At 42.6% G+C, this 17813-nt stretch carries 18 protein-coding genes and 1 other annotated feature; all 18 genes read right to left on the minus strand.

Annotated elements, in window-relative coordinates; genetic code table 11:
* Positions 1-45: 45 nt before the first annotated feature.
* Entirely contained in the window at positions 46-516 is a 471-nt protein-coding gene (gene rpsG, locus CSV61_RS05060) for a 30S ribosomal protein S7 (protein WP_083034262.1), read from the minus strand.
* Between the two features lie 35 nt (positions 517-551).
* Positions 552-971: a 30S ribosomal protein S12 gene (gene rpsL / locus CSV61_RS05065; RefSeq protein WP_083034263.1), complete on the minus strand. Its 420-nt coding sequence runs from the start codon at positions 969-971 to the stop codon at positions 552-554.
* 297 nt (positions 972-1268) lie between these two features.
* Complete coding sequence (gene rpoC, locus CSV61_RS05070; RefSeq protein ID WP_099638311.1) at positions 1269-4862, minus strand: DNA-directed RNA polymerase subunit beta'; 3594 nt, start codon at positions 4860-4862, stop codon at positions 1269-1271.
* Positions 4863-5163: 301 nt separating this feature from the next.
* A complete protein-coding gene (gene rpoB, locus CSV61_RS05075; protein ID WP_199173589.1) occupies positions 5164-8709 on the minus strand; it encodes a DNA-directed RNA polymerase subunit beta in 3546 nt (1181 codons plus the stop codon).
* Positions 8710-8930: 221 nt separating this feature from the next.
* A complete protein-coding gene (locus CSV61_RS05080; protein ID WP_099638312.1) occupies positions 8931-9533 on the minus strand; it encodes a class I SAM-dependent methyltransferase in 603 nt (200 codons plus the stop codon).
* A gap of 87 nt (positions 9534-9620) precedes the next feature.
* The gene (rplL, locus tag CSV61_RS05085) at positions 9621-9980 is read right to left on the minus strand and encodes a 50S ribosomal protein L7/L12 (protein ID WP_029053286.1); all 360 of its coding nucleotides are present in this window, start codon (positions 9978-9980) and stop codon (positions 9621-9623) included.
* A 67-nt stretch (positions 9981-10047) separates the two neighbouring features.
* Positions 10048-10548, minus strand: a complete 501-nt coding sequence (gene rplJ / locus CSV61_RS05090; protein WP_099638313.1) for a 50S ribosomal protein L10 — start codon at positions 10546-10548, stop codon at positions 10048-10050.
* A 30-nt stretch (positions 10549-10578) separates the two neighbouring features.
* Positions 10579-10717, minus strand: a sequence feature (ribosomal protein L10 leader region).
* A 40-nt stretch (positions 10718-10757) separates the two neighbouring features.
* Positions 10758-11459, minus strand: a complete 702-nt coding sequence (gene rplA / locus CSV61_RS05095; RefSeq protein WP_083034268.1) for a 50S ribosomal protein L1 — start codon at positions 11457-11459, stop codon at positions 10758-10760.
* Positions 11460-11580: 121 nt separating this feature from the next.
* On the minus strand, positions 11581-12006 hold the full coding sequence (rplK, locus tag CSV61_RS05100; protein ID WP_029053289.1) for a 50S ribosomal protein L11: 426 nt from the start codon (positions 12004-12006) through the stop codon (positions 11581-11583).
* A 170-nt stretch (positions 12007-12176) separates the two neighbouring features.
* The gene (nusG, locus tag CSV61_RS05105) at positions 12177-12713 is read right to left on the minus strand and encodes a transcription termination/antitermination protein NusG (RefSeq protein WP_083035971.1); all 537 of its coding nucleotides are present in this window, start codon (positions 12711-12713) and stop codon (positions 12177-12179) included.
* Positions 12714-12820: 107 nt separating this feature from the next.
* Positions 12821-13006 (minus strand): preprotein translocase subunit SecE, encoded by a 186-nt coding sequence (gene secE, locus CSV61_RS05110; RefSeq protein ID WP_029053291.1) that lies wholly within the window; start codon positions 13004-13006, stop codon positions 12821-12823.
* 56 nt (positions 13007-13062) lie between these two features.
* Positions 13063-13212 carry a 50S ribosomal protein L33 gene (gene rpmG, locus CSV61_RS05115; protein ID WP_083034269.1) on the minus strand — a complete coding sequence of 50 codons (150 nt, stop codon included), beginning with the start codon at positions 13210-13212 and terminating at the stop codon, positions 13063-13065.
* Between the two features lie 81 nt (positions 13213-13293).
* Positions 13294-13932: an RNA polymerase sporulation sigma factor SigH gene (gene sigH, locus CSV61_RS05120; RefSeq protein WP_083035973.1), complete on the minus strand. Its 639-nt coding sequence runs from the start codon at positions 13930-13932 to the stop codon at positions 13294-13296.
* An 82-nt stretch (positions 13933-14014) separates the two neighbouring features.
* Positions 14015-14530 (minus strand): NYN domain-containing protein, encoded by a 516-nt coding sequence (locus tag CSV61_RS05125; protein WP_099638314.1) that lies wholly within the window; start codon positions 14528-14530, stop codon positions 14015-14017.
* Positions 14527-15285 carry a 23S rRNA (guanosine(2251)-2'-O)-methyltransferase RlmB gene (gene rlmB / locus CSV61_RS05130; protein WP_083034271.1) on the minus strand — a complete coding sequence of 253 codons (759 nt, stop codon included), beginning with the start codon at positions 15283-15285 and terminating at the stop codon, positions 14527-14529. The genes CSV61_RS05125 and rlmB overlap by 4 nt, the downstream gene beginning before the upstream one ends.
* Complete coding sequence (locus CSV61_RS05135) at positions 15282-15701, minus strand: Mini-ribonuclease 3 (RefSeq protein WP_099638315.1); 420 nt, start codon at positions 15699-15701, stop codon at positions 15282-15284. Before CSV61_RS05135 ends, rlmB begins: the two co-directional genes overlap by 4 nt.
* 4 nt (positions 15702-15705) lie before the next feature.
* Positions 15706-17106, minus strand: a complete 1401-nt coding sequence (cysS, locus tag CSV61_RS05140; RefSeq protein WP_083034272.1) for a cysteine--tRNA ligase — start codon at positions 17104-17106, stop codon at positions 15706-15708.
* Positions 17087-17761 (minus strand): serine O-acetyltransferase, encoded by a 675-nt coding sequence (gene cysE / locus CSV61_RS05145; RefSeq protein ID WP_083034273.1) that lies wholly within the window; start codon positions 17759-17761, stop codon positions 17087-17089. Before cysE ends, cysS begins: the two co-directional genes overlap by 20 nt.
* Positions 17762-17813: the final 52 nt, after the last annotated feature.

The following is a 17813-nucleotide window of genomic DNA, read 5'->3' on the forward strand; positions in this document are numbered from 1 at the left end:
TGTAATCTCCTTCCGTTTCGGATTACTGCTATTGTTTATCCGACCTTACCAGCGATAGTGAGCGAATGCTCTGTTGGCTTCAGCCATTTTATGCATTTCTTCACGGCGTTTAACAGAAGCACCTGTGTTGTTTGATGCATCAAGAATTTCGTTCGCTAGACGTTCTTCCATTGTTTTCTCCCCACGTGTACGTGAATAGTTTACAAGGTAACGAAGGCCTAGAGTAGAACGACGTTCAGGGCGTACTTCAACCGGTACTTGATAGTTAGCTCCACCTACACGGCGAGCGCGCACTTCAAGAACTGGCATTACATTATTTAAAGCTGCTTCGAATACTTCGAGTGGCTCTTGTCCAGAACGTTCTTTAACAATTTCGAACGCTCCATAAAGAATCTTTTGAGAAGTACCTTTTTTACCGTCTACCATCATTTTGTTGATAAGGCGGCTTACAAGCTTGGAATTATAAATCGGATCAGGTAGTACATCACGTTTTGTAACAGGACCTTTACGAGGCATAATTAGTTCCTCCTTTCAATATTGTTAGTTTTGTATTACTTCTTAACTTTAGGCTTTTTAGCTCCATACATTGAACGGCTTTGCATACGGCCAGTAACTCCAGCTGTATCAAGTGCGCCACGTACGATATGGTAACGAACACCCGGTAAGTCTTTTACGCGTCCTCCACGGATTAGTACCACACTGTGTTCTTGCAAGTTGTGGCCTTCACCTGGAATATATGCGTTTACTTCTAATGTATTAGTTAAACGAACACGAGCATACTTACGTAGTGCCGAGTTCGGCTTCTTAGGAGTCATAGTACCAACACGTGTACAAACACCTCTTTTTTGTGGTGAGTTCACGTCAGTCATAGACTTTTTAAAGCTGTTGTAGCTTTTTCCTAGAGCCGGTGACTTAGAGTTTTCCGACTTCGATTTACGAGGTTTGCGGACTAATTGATTAATTGTAGGCATCAGGTTGTTCCTCCTTCCGAGTTTTTTATAATACCACACACCCAGGTGGTTCATTTTTAAGTAAAAACAAAGTTCTTGTGCGTGCACACACAAAAACGGGTGACAGTAACTCCAGAGATCTCTGCTTACTGTTATTTTATAATGATGATTGCTTATCGCCTTGCACTTATTCAAAAGAACATTTTTTCTTTCTGAAAAGTTAACGGTCAACAACTATCAACCTTTTGTATATTATCATTTCTAGAATGACTTGTCAACAAATTTAAGAAATAAACGGGAACGATGTCCCGTTTATTTTTATTCAGCTGTAATAGTTTCTTCTACTTCATCACGTTCCATTGTAATTTGGCGGTATCTCTGCATTCCAGTACCTGCAGGGACCAACTTACCAATAATGACGTTTTCTTTCAGTCCTAGCAACTCATCTGTCTTACCTTTAATCGCTGCATCCGTAAGAACTCTTGTTGTTTCCTGGAACGATGCGGCCGACAAGAATGACTCAGTTTCAAGTGAAGCTTTCGTAATTCCGAGAATAACCGGACGTGAAGTAGCCGGAACTTTGCCTGCTAACAACACTTTTGCGTTCGCTTCAGAGAATTGGTGGATATCCAGTAATGAACCTGGAAGAAGATCAGTATCTCCCGCTTCAATTACTCGAACTTTACGAAGCATTTGACGTACCATTACTTCAACGTGCTTATCACCAATCTCTACACCTTGCATTCGGTAAACTTTTTGAACTTCTTTCAACAGATACTCTTGTACAGTTGAAACGTCCTTTATTACGATTAATTGTTTAGGATCAATAGAACCTTCGGTAATAGTTTGTCCACGTTCAACCACATCGCCAACTTCTACGCTTAAACGCGCATTGTACAACGTAGGATATTTACGTGTTTCCACTTCACCTTCAATAGTGATTTCTTTCATACCTTCGCGAATTTCATCAATTTCAACTACAGTACCTGCAATCTCAGAAATAACCGCTACACCTTTCGGATTCCGGGATTCGAAAATCTCCTGAATACGTGGAAGACCTTGTGTAATATCGTCTCCGGCTACTCCACCTGTGTGGAATGTACGCATCGTTAACTGCGTTCCTGGTTCTCCGATAGATTGTGCCGCAATGATTCCCACTGCTTCTCCTACTTCTACCGTTTCACCAGTAGCTAAGTTGATACCGTAACATTTTTTACATACGCCGTGTTTTGTATTACAAGTAAATGCCGAACGAATTGTCACTTCTTCAATGCCTGCTTGAATTACTACGTTAGCTATATCTGCAGTGATCAATCCGTTTTTCGCAAGAATGACTTCACCTGTTTCAGGATGCTTGATCGTCTTCTTCGTGTGTCGACCTTCAATCCGCTCGAACAATGTTTCGATCATTTCATTTCCTTCGGTTAATGCTGTGATTGCCAGACCACGATCGGTTCCGCAATCTTCTTCACGAACAATGACATCTTGCGCTACATCTACGAGACGACGAGTCAAGTATCCTGAGTCGGCAGTCTTCAATGCTGTATCAGCAAGACCTTTACGCGCACCGTGTGTCGAGATAAAGTACTCGAGTACCGTCAGACCTTCACGGAAAGAAGACTTGATCGGAAGTTCAATAATCCGTCCAGCCGGGTTGGCCATTAGTCCACGCATACCAGCTAGCTGTGTAAAGTTTGATGCGTTACCACGAGCTCCAGAGTCACTCATCATGAAGATTGGGTTTTCAATATCCAATGAATCCATTAGCTTATTCTGGATCACATCTTTCGCATGGCTCCAATAAGAGATGACACGATCATATCGTTCTTCTTCGGTAATTAAACCACGTCGGAACTGTTGCGTTACTTTATCAACTTTTTCTTGCGCTTCATTAAGTATTTCTGCTTTATTCGGTAAAACCACAATATCGGAAATACCAATCGTGATGCCAGCGCGAGTAGAATATTTAAATCCTAGGTTTTTCATTCTATCCAACATTCTAGAAGTTTCTGTAATGTGGAAGCGACGGAAGATTTCCGCGATAATTTCCCCAAGGATTGCTTTTTTAAATGGTGTGATCAGTTCTGCTTCTTGCAAGTGTTCCTTTACATTAACTGTACCGTCGATGAAGTACTTCTCAGGCGTCTCCACTTGTAAGTTTTCATTCGTCGGTTCGTTGATGTACGGGAACGTTTCCGGTAGAATCTCGTTGAAAATAATTTTACCCACCGTCGTTAGCAATAGCTGACTATTTTGTTTATCTGTAAATGTTGGATTGTTAATACTGCCAGCCTGAACCGCGATGCGGGAATGCAAGTGAACGTGCCCTGTTTGATAAGCGATTAACGCTTCATTTGGATCACTGAACACAGAACCTTCTCCAGCTGCGTTTTTACGCTCGACTGTTAAGTAATAGTTTCCAAGAACCATATCCTGTGAAGGAGTAACGACTGGCTTCCCGTCTTTTGGATTCAAAATGTTTTGAGCAGCCAGCATCAATAGGCGCGCCTCAGCTTGCGCTTCAGCAGATAGCGGTACGTGAACAGCCATTTGGTCACCATCAAAGTCAGCGTTATAAGCTGTACATACGAGCGGGTGCAACGTAATAGCGCGTCCTTCAACCAGTATCGGTTCGAATGCTTGGATACCTAGACGGTGAAGCGTCGGTGCCCGGTTAAGAAGTACTGGGTGTTCTTTTATGACGTCTTCCAGTACATCCCATACTTCAGAATGAAGGCGTTCAATCTTTCGTTTCGCACTCTTAATGTTATGCGCCAAGTTGCGTTCTACTAACTCTTTCATGACAAACGGCTTAAATAGCTCGATCGCCATTTCCTTAGGCAGACCACATTGGTACATTTTTAAGTTAGGACCTACTACGATAACCGAACGGCCAGAGTAGTCTACACGTTTACCAAGTAAGTTTTGACGGAAACGCCCTTGCTTACCTTTTAGCATATGAGAAAGGGATTTCAATGGTCGGTTACCTGGACCTGTTACAGGTCTTCCACGACGGCCATTGTCTACAAGTGCATCTACTGCTTCTTGAAGCATACGCTTCTCGTTCTGAACGATAATACCAGGCGCTCCCAGATCCAATAGTCGCTTTAGGCGGTTATTCCGGTTAATAACCCTACGATAAAGATCATTTAAATCAGATGTTGCAAAACGTCCACCATCTAGCTGGACCATCGGACGCAATTCAGGAGGAATGACAGGTAGTACTTCCAACACCATCCATTCCGGTCGATTTCCAGAGTTTCGGAATGATTCTACAACTTCTAGACGTCGGATTGCACGCGTACGACGCTGACCTTGTACTGTTTTCAACTCTTCTTTTAATGAATCCGTTTCTTTATCCAAGTCAATTGCACGAAGTAGTTGCTCGATTGCTTCTGCACCCATTGCAGCTTGGAATTTAGAACCATACTTTTCACGGTATAGACGGTATTCTTTTTCAGAGAGCAATTGCTTGCGCTCAAGTGGTGTATCTGCCGGTTCGACAACTACGTAAGACGCGAAGTAAATAATCTCCTCCAACGCACGCGGTGTCATGTCCAGAATTAAGCCCATACGGCTAGGAATCCCTTTGAAGTACCAAATGTGCGTGACAGGTGCCGCAAGCTCGATGTGACCCATTCGTTCACGACGTACTTTTTGGCGCGTTACTTCTACTCCACAACGGTCACAAACGACACCCTTGTAACGAACTCGTTTGTATTTACCGCAGTGACATTCCCAGTCTTTCGTTGGACCGAATATTCTCTCGCAGAACAATCCGTCTTTCTCCGGTTTTAGTGTACGGTAATTAATAGTTTCAGGTTTTTTCACTTCTCCATAAGACCAAGAACGAATCTTGTCAGGTGAAGCAAGGCCAATTTTCATATACTCAAAATTATTAACATCTATCAAGGAGCCAACCTCCCTTTAGTCTAATCGCCATAATGGCTTATCAGTCAACTTAACTTGTAGTAGTGCATTCACGTAAGACGTTCATCTTACTGAATAGAATAGAAGAGGGTGCTCGAAGCCCTCTTCTATTCGTTTTTGTTCGTTTTTTATATTTCAGATCAATGTTTTTCGCTTTAGGTGACATCTAGCTATAAGTGCCAGCTTCTCGGGTCGTTTCAGGATGCCTTCGAAAGGAAAATGTCCCTTTCACTGCTACCCTTCCAGCGGCTGTCGAGGCTAAACGGCGCTTTTCGCTTTTAGTTTAGGCGATCGGTTGATCTTCTTTCATCAAGTTCAATGCGTCAGTTGGTTGCAAATCTTCTTCATCATCTAGATCTCGCAGCTCAATTTCCTCAAATTCTTCCGTCAACATTTTCACGTCTAACCCTAAACTTTGAAGCTCTTTGATTAGTACTTTAAATGATTCAGGTACTCCTGGTTGAGGAACGCTATCCCCTTTGACAATCGCTTCATATGTTTTCACACGACCTACGACGTCATCAGATTTGACTGTTAAGATTTCTTGCAATGTATAAGCAGCACCATAAGCTTCTAGTGCCCATACTTCCATCTCCCCGAAACGTTGTCCACCGAATTGGGCTTTACCACCAAGTGGTTGCTGTGTAACGAGTGAGTATGGTCCAGTAGAACGCGCGTGCAACTTATCGTCTACCATGTGGGCAAGTTTAATCAAGTACATAACGCCGACTGACACGCGGTTATCAAATGGTTCACCTGAACGGCCATCGTACAACATGGTTTTACCGTCACGGTTCATACCAGCTTCTTCCATTGTGTTCCAAACATCTTCCTCGTTCGCACCGTCAAATACAGGAGAAGCAGTGTGAATACCTAGACTACGTGCAGCCATACCGAGATGCATTTCAAGGACCTGTCCGATATTCATACGTGATGGAACACCAAGTGGATTCAACATGACATCGATCGGTGTACCGTCTGGCAAGAACGGCATTTCCGACTCGGGTAAGATCCGAGAAATAACACCTTTGTTACCGTGGCGTCCTGCCATCTTATCTCCGACAGAGATTTTACGTTTCTGTACGATATATACACGCACTAACTGGTTAACTCCTGGAGATAACTCATCGCCATCTTCACGGTTAAAGACTTTAACGTCCAGAACGATTCCGCCTGCCCCGTGAGGTACACGTAATGATGTATCGCGAACTTCGCGTGCTTTTTCCCCAAAGATTGCGTGCAGAAGACGTTCTTCGGCAGTCAATTCCGTAACTCCCTTAGGCGTTACTTTACCGACCAAGATATCGCCATCGCGAACCTCTGCACCGATACGGATAATTCCTCTGTCGTCCAAGTTGCGCAAAGCGTCTTCTCCGACATTTGGAATATCACGCGTGATTTCCTCTGGCCCAAGCTTTGTATCACGTGCTTCCGACTCATACTCTTCAATATGAACAGATGTGAATACATCATCTTTTACCAGACGTTCACTCATGATAATCGCATCTTCATAGTTATAGCCATCCCATGTCATGAATGCAGTTAGAACGTTACGACCGAGTGCAAGTTCTCCCTGTTCCATCGACGGTCCGTCTGCGAGAATATCAAGCGGCTTTACACGATCGCCAACTTTCACAATCGGACGTTGGTTATAGCAAGTCCCTTGGTTCGAACGAATGAATTTAGATAAACGACAAACAACAAGGTCGCCCTTGACTTCTTTACCGCCTACTTCTTCAATACGACGAATACGAATCTCCTTCGCTTCTACGTGTTCTACGATACCGTGGTATTTAGAAACAACTGCTGCTCCTGAATCACGTGCAGAAATATGTTCCATACCCGTACCAACAAGAGGTGCTTCAGGATTTAATAAAGGAACCGCTTGACGTTGCATGTTTGCACCCATTAGCGCACGGTTAGAGTCATCATTTTCTAAGAATGGAATACATGCAGTAGCTGCCGACACAACTTGCTTAGGTGAGACGTCCATATAGTCCATTTGTTCGCGGCGGAATACAGTGTTATCCCCTTGGAAACGTCCTACCACGCCTTCATTAGTAAAGGATCCGTCTTCTTCAAGCAGCGCGTTTGCCTGTGCCACTACATAGTTATCTTCAATATCTGCTGTTAGATAATCGATTTGCGAAGTAACACGATTCGTTTCAGGATCTACTTTACGATAAGGCGTCTCAATGAAACCAAATCGATTCACTTTCGCAAATGTAGACAACGAGTTAATTAGACCAATGTTCGGTCCCTCTGGCGTTTCAATCGGACACATACGACCATAGTGAGAGTAGTGAACGTCACGAACTTCCATACCTGCTCGTTCACGAGTCAAACCACCAGGTCCTAGTGCAGATAGACGACGCTTATGTGTCAATTCAGCCAATGGATTTGTTTGGTCCATAAACTGAGAAAGCTGTGAGCTTCCGAAAAACTCTTTAATTGATGCAATAACAGGACGAATATTAATCAGTTGCTGAGGCACTATAGATTGCGTGTCGTTGATGGACATTCTCTCTTTAACTACACGTTCCATACGGGAAAGACCGATACGGAATTGGTTTTGAAGCAATTCACCAACAGAACGCAAACGGCGATTACCAAGATGGTCAATATCATCCGTGTGTCCTACACCATGCAAAAGATTAAAGAAATAGCTAATAGAAGCAACGATATCAGACGGGGTAATATGTTTAATAGACTCGTCTACTTCCGCATTAGAAATAACATTTATTACTTGTTTTTCTTCACTTTTCGGCGCGTAAATCTTTAGCGTTTGAATCACCATTGGCTCTTCCAATATAGACCCTACATGTTCGATCGACTCAGTATTGATACCTTGAGATAAAAACGGTAGTAATTTATCCAATGTACGTCGGTCGATCAGCTGATCTTTCTCCACTAAAATCTCACCTGTTTCAGGATCGACAAGTGTCTCAGCAGCTGTTTGATTGAACAGTCGATTTTGCAAGTGAAGCTTCTTATTCATTTTATAACGACCGACATTCGCCAAATCATAGCGCTTCGGATCGAAGAAACGTGAATACAAAAGACTTCTTGCGCTGTCTAGTGTTGGTGGTTCACCTGGACGAAGTCGCTCATAAATTTCAAGCATCGCTTTTTCTGAAGTCTCGGTATTATCTTTTTCCAATGAGTTCCGTAAATACTCATTATCACCGATTAAGTCGATGATTTCTTGATCAGTAGAGAAGCCTAACGCACGCAATAAAACAGTGATTGGCAACTTACGAGTACGGTCGATACGGACATGTACTACGTCTTTTGCATCTGTTTCATATTCCAGCCACGCTCCACGATTCGGAATAACAGTAGCGCCAAATCCACGCTTACCATTTTTGTCCGTCTTATCATTATAGTAAACACTTGGCGAACGAACGAGCTGTGAAACGATAACACGCTCTGCTCCGTTTATAATGAATGTTCCGTTTTCCGTCATAAGTGGGAAATCTCCCATGAAAACGTCTTGTTCCTTCACATCGCCAGTTTCTTGGTTATGAAGACGTACTTTTACACGAAGTGGTGCGGCATATGTCACATCGCGCTCTTTTGATTCGTCTACTGGATATTTTGGTTCACCCAGTTTGTAATCGATAAATTCCAAAGATAAGTTACCTGTGAAATCCTGGATAGGCGAAATATCCCGGAACATTTCACGTAACCCCTCTTCTAAGAACCACTCGTAAGATGCCGTTTGAATTTCAATCAAATTCGGCAGATCGAGTACTTCTTTGATTCGCGCGAAACTTCTACGCTGACGATGTTGACCATACTGAACTAAATGACCTGTCAACTCATTCACCCCTCATTAAGACAATATTAGTTTTTTGCAAAATCAGAAATTCCGCTGTGACTTCGAAAAAACAAAAAGAAAACGAGTTCCGACAAGAGCTCATTTTCGATTTCACAATCTTTATCCAAACATCAATATGCCTTTTCCTCTACAATATCACACAAAAGGGCATACAGCTGCAATATAAATATTTATGCATTTAATAATGCTACTACATGATATAGATCCTGTCAATCTTTTTTGGCCACCAAAATAAAGTAGCCTTTTTTCTTAGCAACCGTATCCACATTACCAAACAATTTCTTCAAGTGATCCACCGTAGACGGTGCTCCTTGCTTCTTTTGAATGACAACCCATAACTCCCCACCTGAAGCCAGTTTTGCATAAGCACCGTCGTAGAACGAAAAGACCGTACGCTTACCCGCTCTGATAGGCGGATTCGTTATAATTGCAGCAAAGTCGTTAGATTGAACTTGATCGACTCCACTACTTTCATAAATTTGTACATTAGTGATCTGGTTTTGCTGCGCATTTGTTTTAGATAGAACCAATGCCCGCTCATTAACGTCCACCATATGGACAAGCCGTTCAGGGAATTCCGACGCAATAGACAACGCGATCGGCCCATAGCCGCAACCTATTTCCAACAAGTCTCCCCTGATGGTTGGTTCTTTAAACGTTTCAGCGAGTAATTTTGATCCTTCATCTATGCCACCTTTACTGAATACGCCAGCATCCGTTGTAAAAGAAAAGACTTTATTACGAATCTCAGCTTTCCATTGCTTGGGGGCACTTGAAACTTGAGGATTTTTCGAATAATAATGCTCTCCCATACATACACCTCCTGCGTAGAGTTAGAATATCTGTATATGAAGAAAAAAGCCCGTCAAATAGACGGGCTTTTCTCAGGGAAATAGAAATTACTTAATTTCTATAGATGCGCCAACTTCTTCAAGTTTAGCTTTCATTTCTTCTGCTTCTTCTTTAGAAGCTGCTTCTTTAACAGCTTTAGGAGCTTCGTCTACAAGAGCTTTAGCTTCTTTCAATCCTAGGCCAGTGATTTCACGAACAGCTTTGATAACTTTGATCTTTTGATCTCCAGCTGATGCAAGGATTACATCGAATTCAGTTTGCTCTTCAGCTGCTTCTGCAACTGCTCCAGCTGCTGCAACTGGTGCTGCTGCTGTTACGCCGAATTCTTCTTCGATTGCTTTAACAAGGTCATTTAGTTCAAGAATTGTCATTTCTTTAATTGCGTCTAGAATTTGTGCATTAGTCATTTTAAGTTCCTCCTGGAATATTGTATTTAACCGGCTAATTTGTTCCGGTCACTGTCAAAATGCGAAATTAAGCACCTTGCTCTTCTTTTTGTTCTGCAACCGCTTTTGTAGCAAGTGCAAAGTTTCGTACTGGCGCTTGAAGAACGCTGAGTAGCATAGATAGTAGACCATCGCGAGACGGTAGAGTAGCCAATGCCTTTATCTCTTCAGCTGATGCAACGTTTCCTTCGATCACACCCGCTTTAATTTCAAGCTTTTCGTTCTTTTTAGCAAATTCATTCAAGATTTTAGCTGGCGCTATTGCATCTTCTGTGGAGAATGCTATAGCGTTTGGACCTGTAAGGTTTTCGTTCAAGCTTTCTAGTCCAGCATCTACAGTTGCACGACGCACCATAGAGTTTTTATACACTTTAAACTCAATGCCTGCTTCACGAAGTTGTTTACGCAATTCTGTAACTTGTGCAACCGTAAGACCACGGTAATCGACAACTACTACAGATGCTGCTCCTTGTAACTTCTCTGCAACTTCTGAAACGACCGCTTGTTTAGCTTCTAAAATTTTGCTCATGTTGACACCTCCTGGTAATTAGGGTCACTTATACCGATATAAAAAGCCCTCAATGTCTAAGACATGAGGGCAGAAAAGTCGTCATCTTTAAAAAAGAGCGTCTTGTCCTCGGCAGGAGCATTAAGTGGCAAGCCACACCTGCTGTCTTCGGTACAAATGGTTATCATCATAACAAGCGTAATCTTAACAGATCACTTTGTGCTTGTCAATTATTTTTTAACAGTAACGCTTGACGGATCTACTTTAACAGCAGGACCCATAGTTGTCGTAACGTTTACTGATTTCATGAATGTTCCTTTTGCTGCTGCTGGTTTAGCTTTTTGAATCGTATCAAAGATTGTTAAGAAGTTTTCTTCCAACTTTTCGTTATCGAAAGATACTTTCCCGATTGGCGCGTGGATAATTCCAGCTTTGTCCGCACGGTATTCAACTTTACCTGCTTTGATTTCTTCAACAGCTTTCGTTACGTCAAATGTTACTGTACCTGTTTTCGGGTTCGGCATAAGACCTTTTGGTCCAAGAACGCGACCAATCTTACCCACTTCGCCCATCATATCAGGTGTAGCAACGATTACGTCGAAATCGAACCAACCTTGTTGAATTTTAGCAATTAGTTCTGCGTCACCTACGTAATCCGCGCCTGCAGCTTCTGCTTCTTTAACTTTATCACCTTTAGCGAATACTAATACGCGTTGAGTTTTACCAGTACCGTTTGGAAGCACTACTGCTCCACGGATTTGCTGATCGTTTTTACGTGTATCAATACCTAGACGGAAAGCCACTTCAACTGTTGCATCAAAATTAGTAGTAGTTGTCTTTTTAGCAAGTTCAATTGCTTCTTGCGCAGTGTATGTAGCTGTGCGATCTACAAGCTTCGCCGCATCTACAAATTTTTTACCTCTTTTAGCCATCAGAATTTTCCTCCTCATTTGTGGTTTTAACGGATTAAACCTCCCACTTAATGAAGGCTGCGCATCTCAATCGACCGCAGCCTTCACCTTCAAACAATTGCTTTATTATGAAAAAACAAAATCAGTCTTCGATTTTGAATCCCATACTGCGAGCAGTACCTTCGACCATTGCCATCGCCGCTTCAACTGACGCCGCGTTTAAGTCTGGCATCTTTTGTTCTGCGATTTCTCTAACTTTATCACGCTTAACCGTAGCAACTTTGTTTTTATTAGGCTCACCTGAACCCTTTTGAACGTTTGCTGCAACCTTCAGCAAAACTGCTGCTGGCGGAGTTTTTGTGATGAATGTAAATGAACGGTCCTCGAATACTGAGATTTCAACTGGAATAATTAGACCAGCTTGATCTGCTGTACGAGCGTTAAATTCTTTACAGAATCCCATAATGTTAACACCTGCTTGACCTAATGCCGGCCCTACCGGTGGCGCTGGATTTGCTTTACCAGCTGGAATTTGCAATTTCACTACTTTAGTAACTTTTTTAGCCACGAGACACACCTCCTTAAGTCCGTGATGTGGTCATTGGGTTGCCCCTCCCACTCAAATATGTGCCTGCCGACGATGTCGGTAGAATTGGTTAATCCGTACAGACTAAGTCTGACCTTTGAAATGATACCACCATTACACAGATTTGGCAAGAGGAAAATCCCTATTACCCATCAATCCATTTTTTCTACTTGATCGAACGAAAGCTCCATCTTCGTTTCGCGTCCGAACATATCGACGCTCACAATGACTTTACCTTTGTCCGTTTCGATCTCTTCTACCTTACCTTCAAAGTGAGCAAACGGCCCTTCAAGCACCGTCACACTTTCGCCTACGCCGAAGTCGACATCTACACGCTGTTCTTTTACACCCATTTGTTTTAGGATGAATTCTACTTCTTCCGGCAACAACGGAGTAGGCTTTGCTCCCCCACCCGAAGAACCAATAAACCCAGTAACACCCGGTGTATTGCGAACAACGTACCAAGAATCATCTGTCATGATCAATTCTACCAAGACATAGCCCGGAAACGTTTTACGCATAACAGTCTTCTTTTTACCATCTTTAATATCCGTCTCTTCTTCTTCTGGAATGACGACACGGAATATTTTGTCTGACATACCCATTGTCTCGACACGTTTTTCAAGATTCGCCTTAACTTTGTTCTCATACCCTGAGTACGTATGCACAACGTACCAATTTTTATCCATTTCCATGACATTGAGGACTATGCGTCCGTCCCTCCCTTAAATTAAAGCTGAAAAAACCCGTTCATTCATCAAAACGGGATATTCTCACGCTATTCATACTTTATTTACTACAGATTAGTGTACCATTTCATTACTCCGGAGATGCCTAGATCCACTACAAAGAAATAAACCGCCATGAAAATAACCGTCGAAATAACGACTACGGTATACTTTGTTAATTCTTTACGTTTCGGCCAGCTTACTTTCCGCATTTCCGAAACGACTTTTTTCAAAAAATCGGTAATCTTGCCCATTCTTCTCCAACCCTTCCGAATGACACAGCGTTCTGATTCGAACTCTATGTAACTGGTCAAATGGTTTGCTTATGCAATGTATGCGCATTGCAATGACTGCAAAACTTCTTTATACTCATTCTTCCCTCTCGACTGTTGTTACTAGCGGGTAAAGAATAGTTTCGCGAACCACATATCTCACAGCTTAAAGTTATTTTTTTCGTCATTTTGATTCACCTAATTCAAGACAATAGTCTTGCTAAAGAGTACCATTTAACCAACGACATGTCAATTTACATTCGATTTGTTTAGCGTACCAGATCCATTGCCATCGAGTGTTCCAGCTTGCGTTTGATCCGTTGTAAAGCATTATCTATTGATTTCACTTGGCGATTCAGCACTTCAGAAATTTCACGATAGGATTGACCTTCTAAATACAATGTTAATACTTCTCTTTCCAATCCACTTAACACTTTATTCATCTCTTCTTCCATGAATGTGAAGTTTTCTTTATGGATCATCAAGTCTTCAGGGTCATCTAGTGTAGAGCCCGCTATGATATCGAGCAACGTCCTCTCTTGGTCTTCATCATACATTGGCTTGTCCAATGAAATAGACGTATTAAGCGGAATATGTTTTTGACGCGTGGCAGTTTTGATAGCTGTAATAATTTGTCGCGTAATACAGAGCTCAGCAAAGACTTTAAAAGAGCTTAATCTATCAGGACGGAAATCACGTATGGCTTTATAAAGTCCGATCATTCCTTCTTGCATGATATCTTCACGATCTCCACCAATAATGAAATATGTTCTTGCTTTCATCCGGACAATCGGCTGAAATTTAGTAATTAGAAAATCCAATACATCCGAATTTCCCAGATGGATCAATTCCACCATTTCTTCATCAGATAGTTTAGAAAACCCGTTTTTACTTTTCACATTTTCCATATCCCATACCAACCTCTCCACCCCAGAGTACTAATTGGTTTTATATGCCAGTATAGACGCGGTAATATTTCACGTCAACTACTCATTTTCCACCACGTCTCATTTTTTCAAATTCCGCTGCCACTTCATCCGTCAGAGGAATCTTTGATAGAGGCCTTTGTTCTAATGAATCTTTTAACCTTTGTGCGATTACACGATCTACTTCTTTCATAGCAATTTCCAGCTCTCTTGCAGAGATGCGAAGTGCACCTTGAGCAAACACTACCCATTGTTCTACGAGATCAGAAGTAGCTACGTGAATTTGCGTCAAGCGATTGGATAATTCGGATACCAACTTTTCAATGCGTTCATCCGCTGTTTCGTTTTCTCTAGTAAAGACAACTTCCACACGATATTGCTTTTTTCGTTTTTCGATACCAGGCACTAGGTGGGCATCAAATATCACAATAACGCGCCATCCCCTATTAGCCTGGAATTCCGCCATCCTCTCGATAAGCCGATCACGCGCTTGCGCAAAATCTTCTTGTTTCAGTTGCTGCAATTCAGGCCACGCCCCGATGATGTTGTATCCATCAACGAGCAGCACATCTTTCTTCATGACGGAGCCTGAGCGGATTGACGCTTTCGTAGAACTTCATACATCAACAACGCCGCCGCTACTGAAGCATTTAAAGACGTAACTTTGCCAACCATCGGTAAACTATAAAGGAAATCACACCTCTCGCGCAAAATGCGTGACATTCCTTTTCCTTCACTACCTATTATGACGGCTAAAGGTAACGTTGCATCCATATGGCGATAATCCGTGGAGTTGGAAGCGTCTGTTCCCGCAATCCATACCCCTTGCTTCTTAAGCTCGTCCACAGTTTGAGACAAATTATTCACTCGCACAACCGGTATATGTTCAATCGCACCTGTCGAAGCTTTCGCTACTACGCCTGTCAAACCAACAGCGCGTCTTTTGGGAATAATGATGCCATGAACACCCGAAGCATCCGCTGTTCGTATGATAGACCCCAAATTATGCGGATCCTCTAGCTCATCTAGAATAATGAAGAACGGATCTTCCTGCCTCTCTTTAGCAATTGCGAATAAGTCTTCCAACTCCGCGTAGTCATAGGCAGCAACTGAAGCGAGAATTCCTTGGTGACTCAGATCCGTCATGCCATCTAGTTTCTGCTTCGGAGCTGTCTGCACAACCACTCCTGCTTCTTTAGCGAGCTTTATTATTTCACCTATACTCTTCTTATTGACACCTTCCGCTACCCAGATTTTATTCAATTGCCTGCCCGAACGCAGTGCTTCCACAACAGGGTTTCTTCCACCAATCAGTTCAATTTCTAGCTCTGTCATGCTTTCTCCTCCTCAGGATGCTCCACTAGTCGAATCGCCGTCTCTATTAGTTCAGCCAGACGCTCTTGCCGATCCAATAAATGTACATACCCGAGAACCGCTTCGAATGCGGAGCTATAATTATACGTAGTAACGTCAGTGTTTTTAGGGACGGACCCTGCTTTCGCATTGCGACCACGGCGCATTACCGCTAATTCTTCTTCTGTGAGAATTTGTTGATCTCTCATCGTTAGGATAATCCGCGCCTGAGCTTTTGCAGAAACGAAGCGTGTAGCTTCTTTATGCAAAATTTGCGGTTTTACACGTCCATGGCGCAGTAAATGCTCTCTGACCGCTGTTTCATATACAGCATCGCCCATATATGCGAGAGCAAGTGCATTGAGTTGTTTAACGTCTATTTCACGTAAATTCTCCACACCGTTACCCTCTTTTCCAGCGAGTGCCCTGTGCTGTATCTTCTAAAATGATTCCCTGCGCTTTTAGTTCATCGCGTATTTCATCCGCACGTGCAAAATCACGATTCTTTCGAGCATCAAGACGTTCTTGGATCAATGCATCTACTTCGTCATCCACTAATTCATCCGCGCTATCAAATGGCAATCCAAGCACACCCATTAATTGATCTAACGCATCGATGAATTGCTGAAGTACGTGACGGTCTGTATTTTTCTCAAGCAAGTATACATTTGCCTGTTTAGATAGTTCAAATACGGCGGCAATCGCATTAGCCGTATTGAAGTCATCATCCATCGACATTTCAAATGCCTTAATTTGTTCGTTAATCTTATTTAACCATGATGCGGAGTCTTCTGCTAGATCAGCCGAAATCGTTAAACGATGCTGCAAATTGCTGTACGCAGTTTGGATACGTTCCAGTCCATTCGCCGCGCTTTCTACAAGATCCTGTGCAAAGTTAACTGGATGACGATAGTGTACGGAAAGCATGAAGAAACGCAACACCTTCGGGTCTATTTGCTTACGAATATCATGTACCAAAATAAAGTTCCCTAATGACTTCGACATTTTCTCGTTATCAATATTGATATAACCGTTATGCATCCAATAGTTGGCGAAAGTTTTACCTGTAGCCGCTTCAGATTGCGCAATTTCATTTTCATGATGTGGGAATGTTAAGTCTTGCCCACCTGCATGAATATCAATCGTGTCCCCAAGAAGCTGCTTGGCCATTACCGAGCATTCTATATGCCAGCCCGGACGACCTTTGCCCCAAGGACTATCCCATGAGACTTCCCCTTCTTTCGCTGATTTCCAAAGCGCAAAGTCAAGAGGGTCTGTTTTGATTGCATTTTCCTCTACTCGCGCACCTACTTTTAATTCATCAATGGATTGGTGTGAAAGTTTCCCATAGCCTTCGAATTCACGTGTACGGAAATAGACGTCCCCACGAGATTCGTAGGCAAAACCTTTATCGATAAGAACCTGAATAAATTCTACAATGTCTTCGATGTGCTCCGTTACGCGAGGATGCGCTGTCGCTACTTCACAACCAAGAGCACTGACATCTTCGTGATAAGCCGCAATGAAACGTTCAGTCAAGTCTCCTACTTCTTCATTTAAGTCATTTGCCGCTTTAATGATTTTATCGTCTACGTCTGTAAAGTTTGAGACATAATTCACTTCATAGCCGCGATATTCCAAGTAGCGACGAATCGTATCAAATGCAATCACAGGACGAGCGTTTCCGATATGAATATAATTATAAACGGTGGGTCCACAGACATACATTTTAACCTTTCCTTCTTCTATTGGAATGAACTTTTCTTTCTTGCGTGTCAATGTATTATAAAGTTGAATGCTCATGTAAATCTCCCTTTTCTCCATTCACGGTTTCCAACTGCTCAGTACGCAGCTTCAACTCTTGAATTTGCTTTTCTAATCGTTTGATTTCATCCGCAATTGGATCTTGCGTGGAATGATCTAGTTTATTCTTTACACGTACACCATTTGAAATAACGATTTTCCCTGGTATCCCCACTACTGTAGAGTTTGGCGGCACTTCTTTCAAGATGACCGAGCCCGCTCCAACCTTACTATTCTCCCCAATCGTAATGGAACCAAGTACTTTGGCACCCGACGCAACCAATACATTATCACAAAGTGTCGGGTGTCGCTTACCGCCTTCTTTTCCTGTTCCACCTAATGTAACCCCTTGGTAAAGTGTCACGTCATCGCCAATCTCACATGTTTCCCCTATGACTACACCCATCCCATGATCAATGAAAAGACGTCTGCCTATCACAGCTCCAGGATGAATTTCGATACCTGTGAAAAACCTGCTAACTTGCGATACTACCCGAGCCAAAAACCGAAGATTACGCTTATAAAATACATGCGCAATACGGTGCATCCAAATTGCATGCAACCCAGAATACGTTAAGATTACTTCAACCGTGCTGCGAGCTGCCGGATCTTGATCGAAAATGCATCGAATATCTTCTTTCATACGTTTGAACAATGAACTTCCCCCTTTTTTCTTCTTTCCCATGACGGCGACTTTCCCTATAGCG

The sequence above is a fragment of the Sporosarcina sp. P3 genome (assembly GCF_002743415.1).
Lineage (GTDB): Bacteria > Bacillota > Bacilli > Bacillales_A > Planococcaceae > Sporosarcina > Sporosarcina ureae_A.

Coding starts and splice junctions, on each gene's coding strand:
- rpsG (WP_083034262.1), bottom strand. CDS start 516: ATGCCTCGTAAAGGTCCTGTTACAAAACGTGATGTACTACCTGATCCG.
- rpsL (WP_083034263.1), bottom strand. CDS start 971: ATGCCTACAATTAATCAATTAGTCCGCAAACCTCGTAAATCGAAGTCG.
- CSV61_RS05080 (WP_099638312.1), bottom strand. CDS start 9,533: ATGGGAGAGCATTATTATTCGAAAAATCCTCAAGTTTCAAGTGCCCCC.
- rplL (WP_029053286.1), bottom strand. CDS start 9,980: ATGACTAATGCACAAATTCTAGACGCAATTAAAGAAATGACAATTCTT.
- rplJ (WP_099638313.1), bottom strand. CDS start 10,548: ATGAGCAAAATTTTAGAAGCTAAACAAGCGGTCGTTTCAGAAGTTGCA.
- rplA (WP_083034268.1), bottom strand. CDS start 11,459: ATGGCTAAAAGAGGTAAAAAATTTGTAGATGCGGCGAAGCTTGTAGAT.
- nusG (WP_083035971.1), bottom strand. CDS start 12,713: ATGGATAAAAATTGGTACGTTGTGCATACGTACTCAGGGTATGAGAAC.
- secE (WP_029053291.1), bottom strand. CDS start 13,006: ATGGGCAAGATTACCGATTTTTTGAAAAAAGTCGTTTCGGAAATGCGG.
- rpmG (WP_083034269.1), bottom strand. CDS start 13,212: ATGACGAAAAAAATAACTTTAAGCTGTGAGATATGTGGTTCGCGAAAC.
- sigH (WP_083035973.1), bottom strand. CDS start 13,932: ATGGAAAATGTGAAAAGTAAAAACGGGTTTTCTAAACTATCTGATGAA.
- CSV61_RS05125 (WP_099638314.1), bottom strand. CDS start 14,530: ATGAAGAAAGATGTGCTGCTCGTTGATGGATACAACATCATCGGGGCG.
- rlmB (WP_083034271.1), bottom strand. CDS start 15,285: ATGACAGAGCTAGAAATTGAACTGATTGGTGGAAGAAACCCTGTTGTG.
- cysS (WP_083034272.1), bottom strand. CDS start 17,106: ATGAGCATTCAACTTTATAATACATTGACACGCAAGAAAGAAAAGTTC.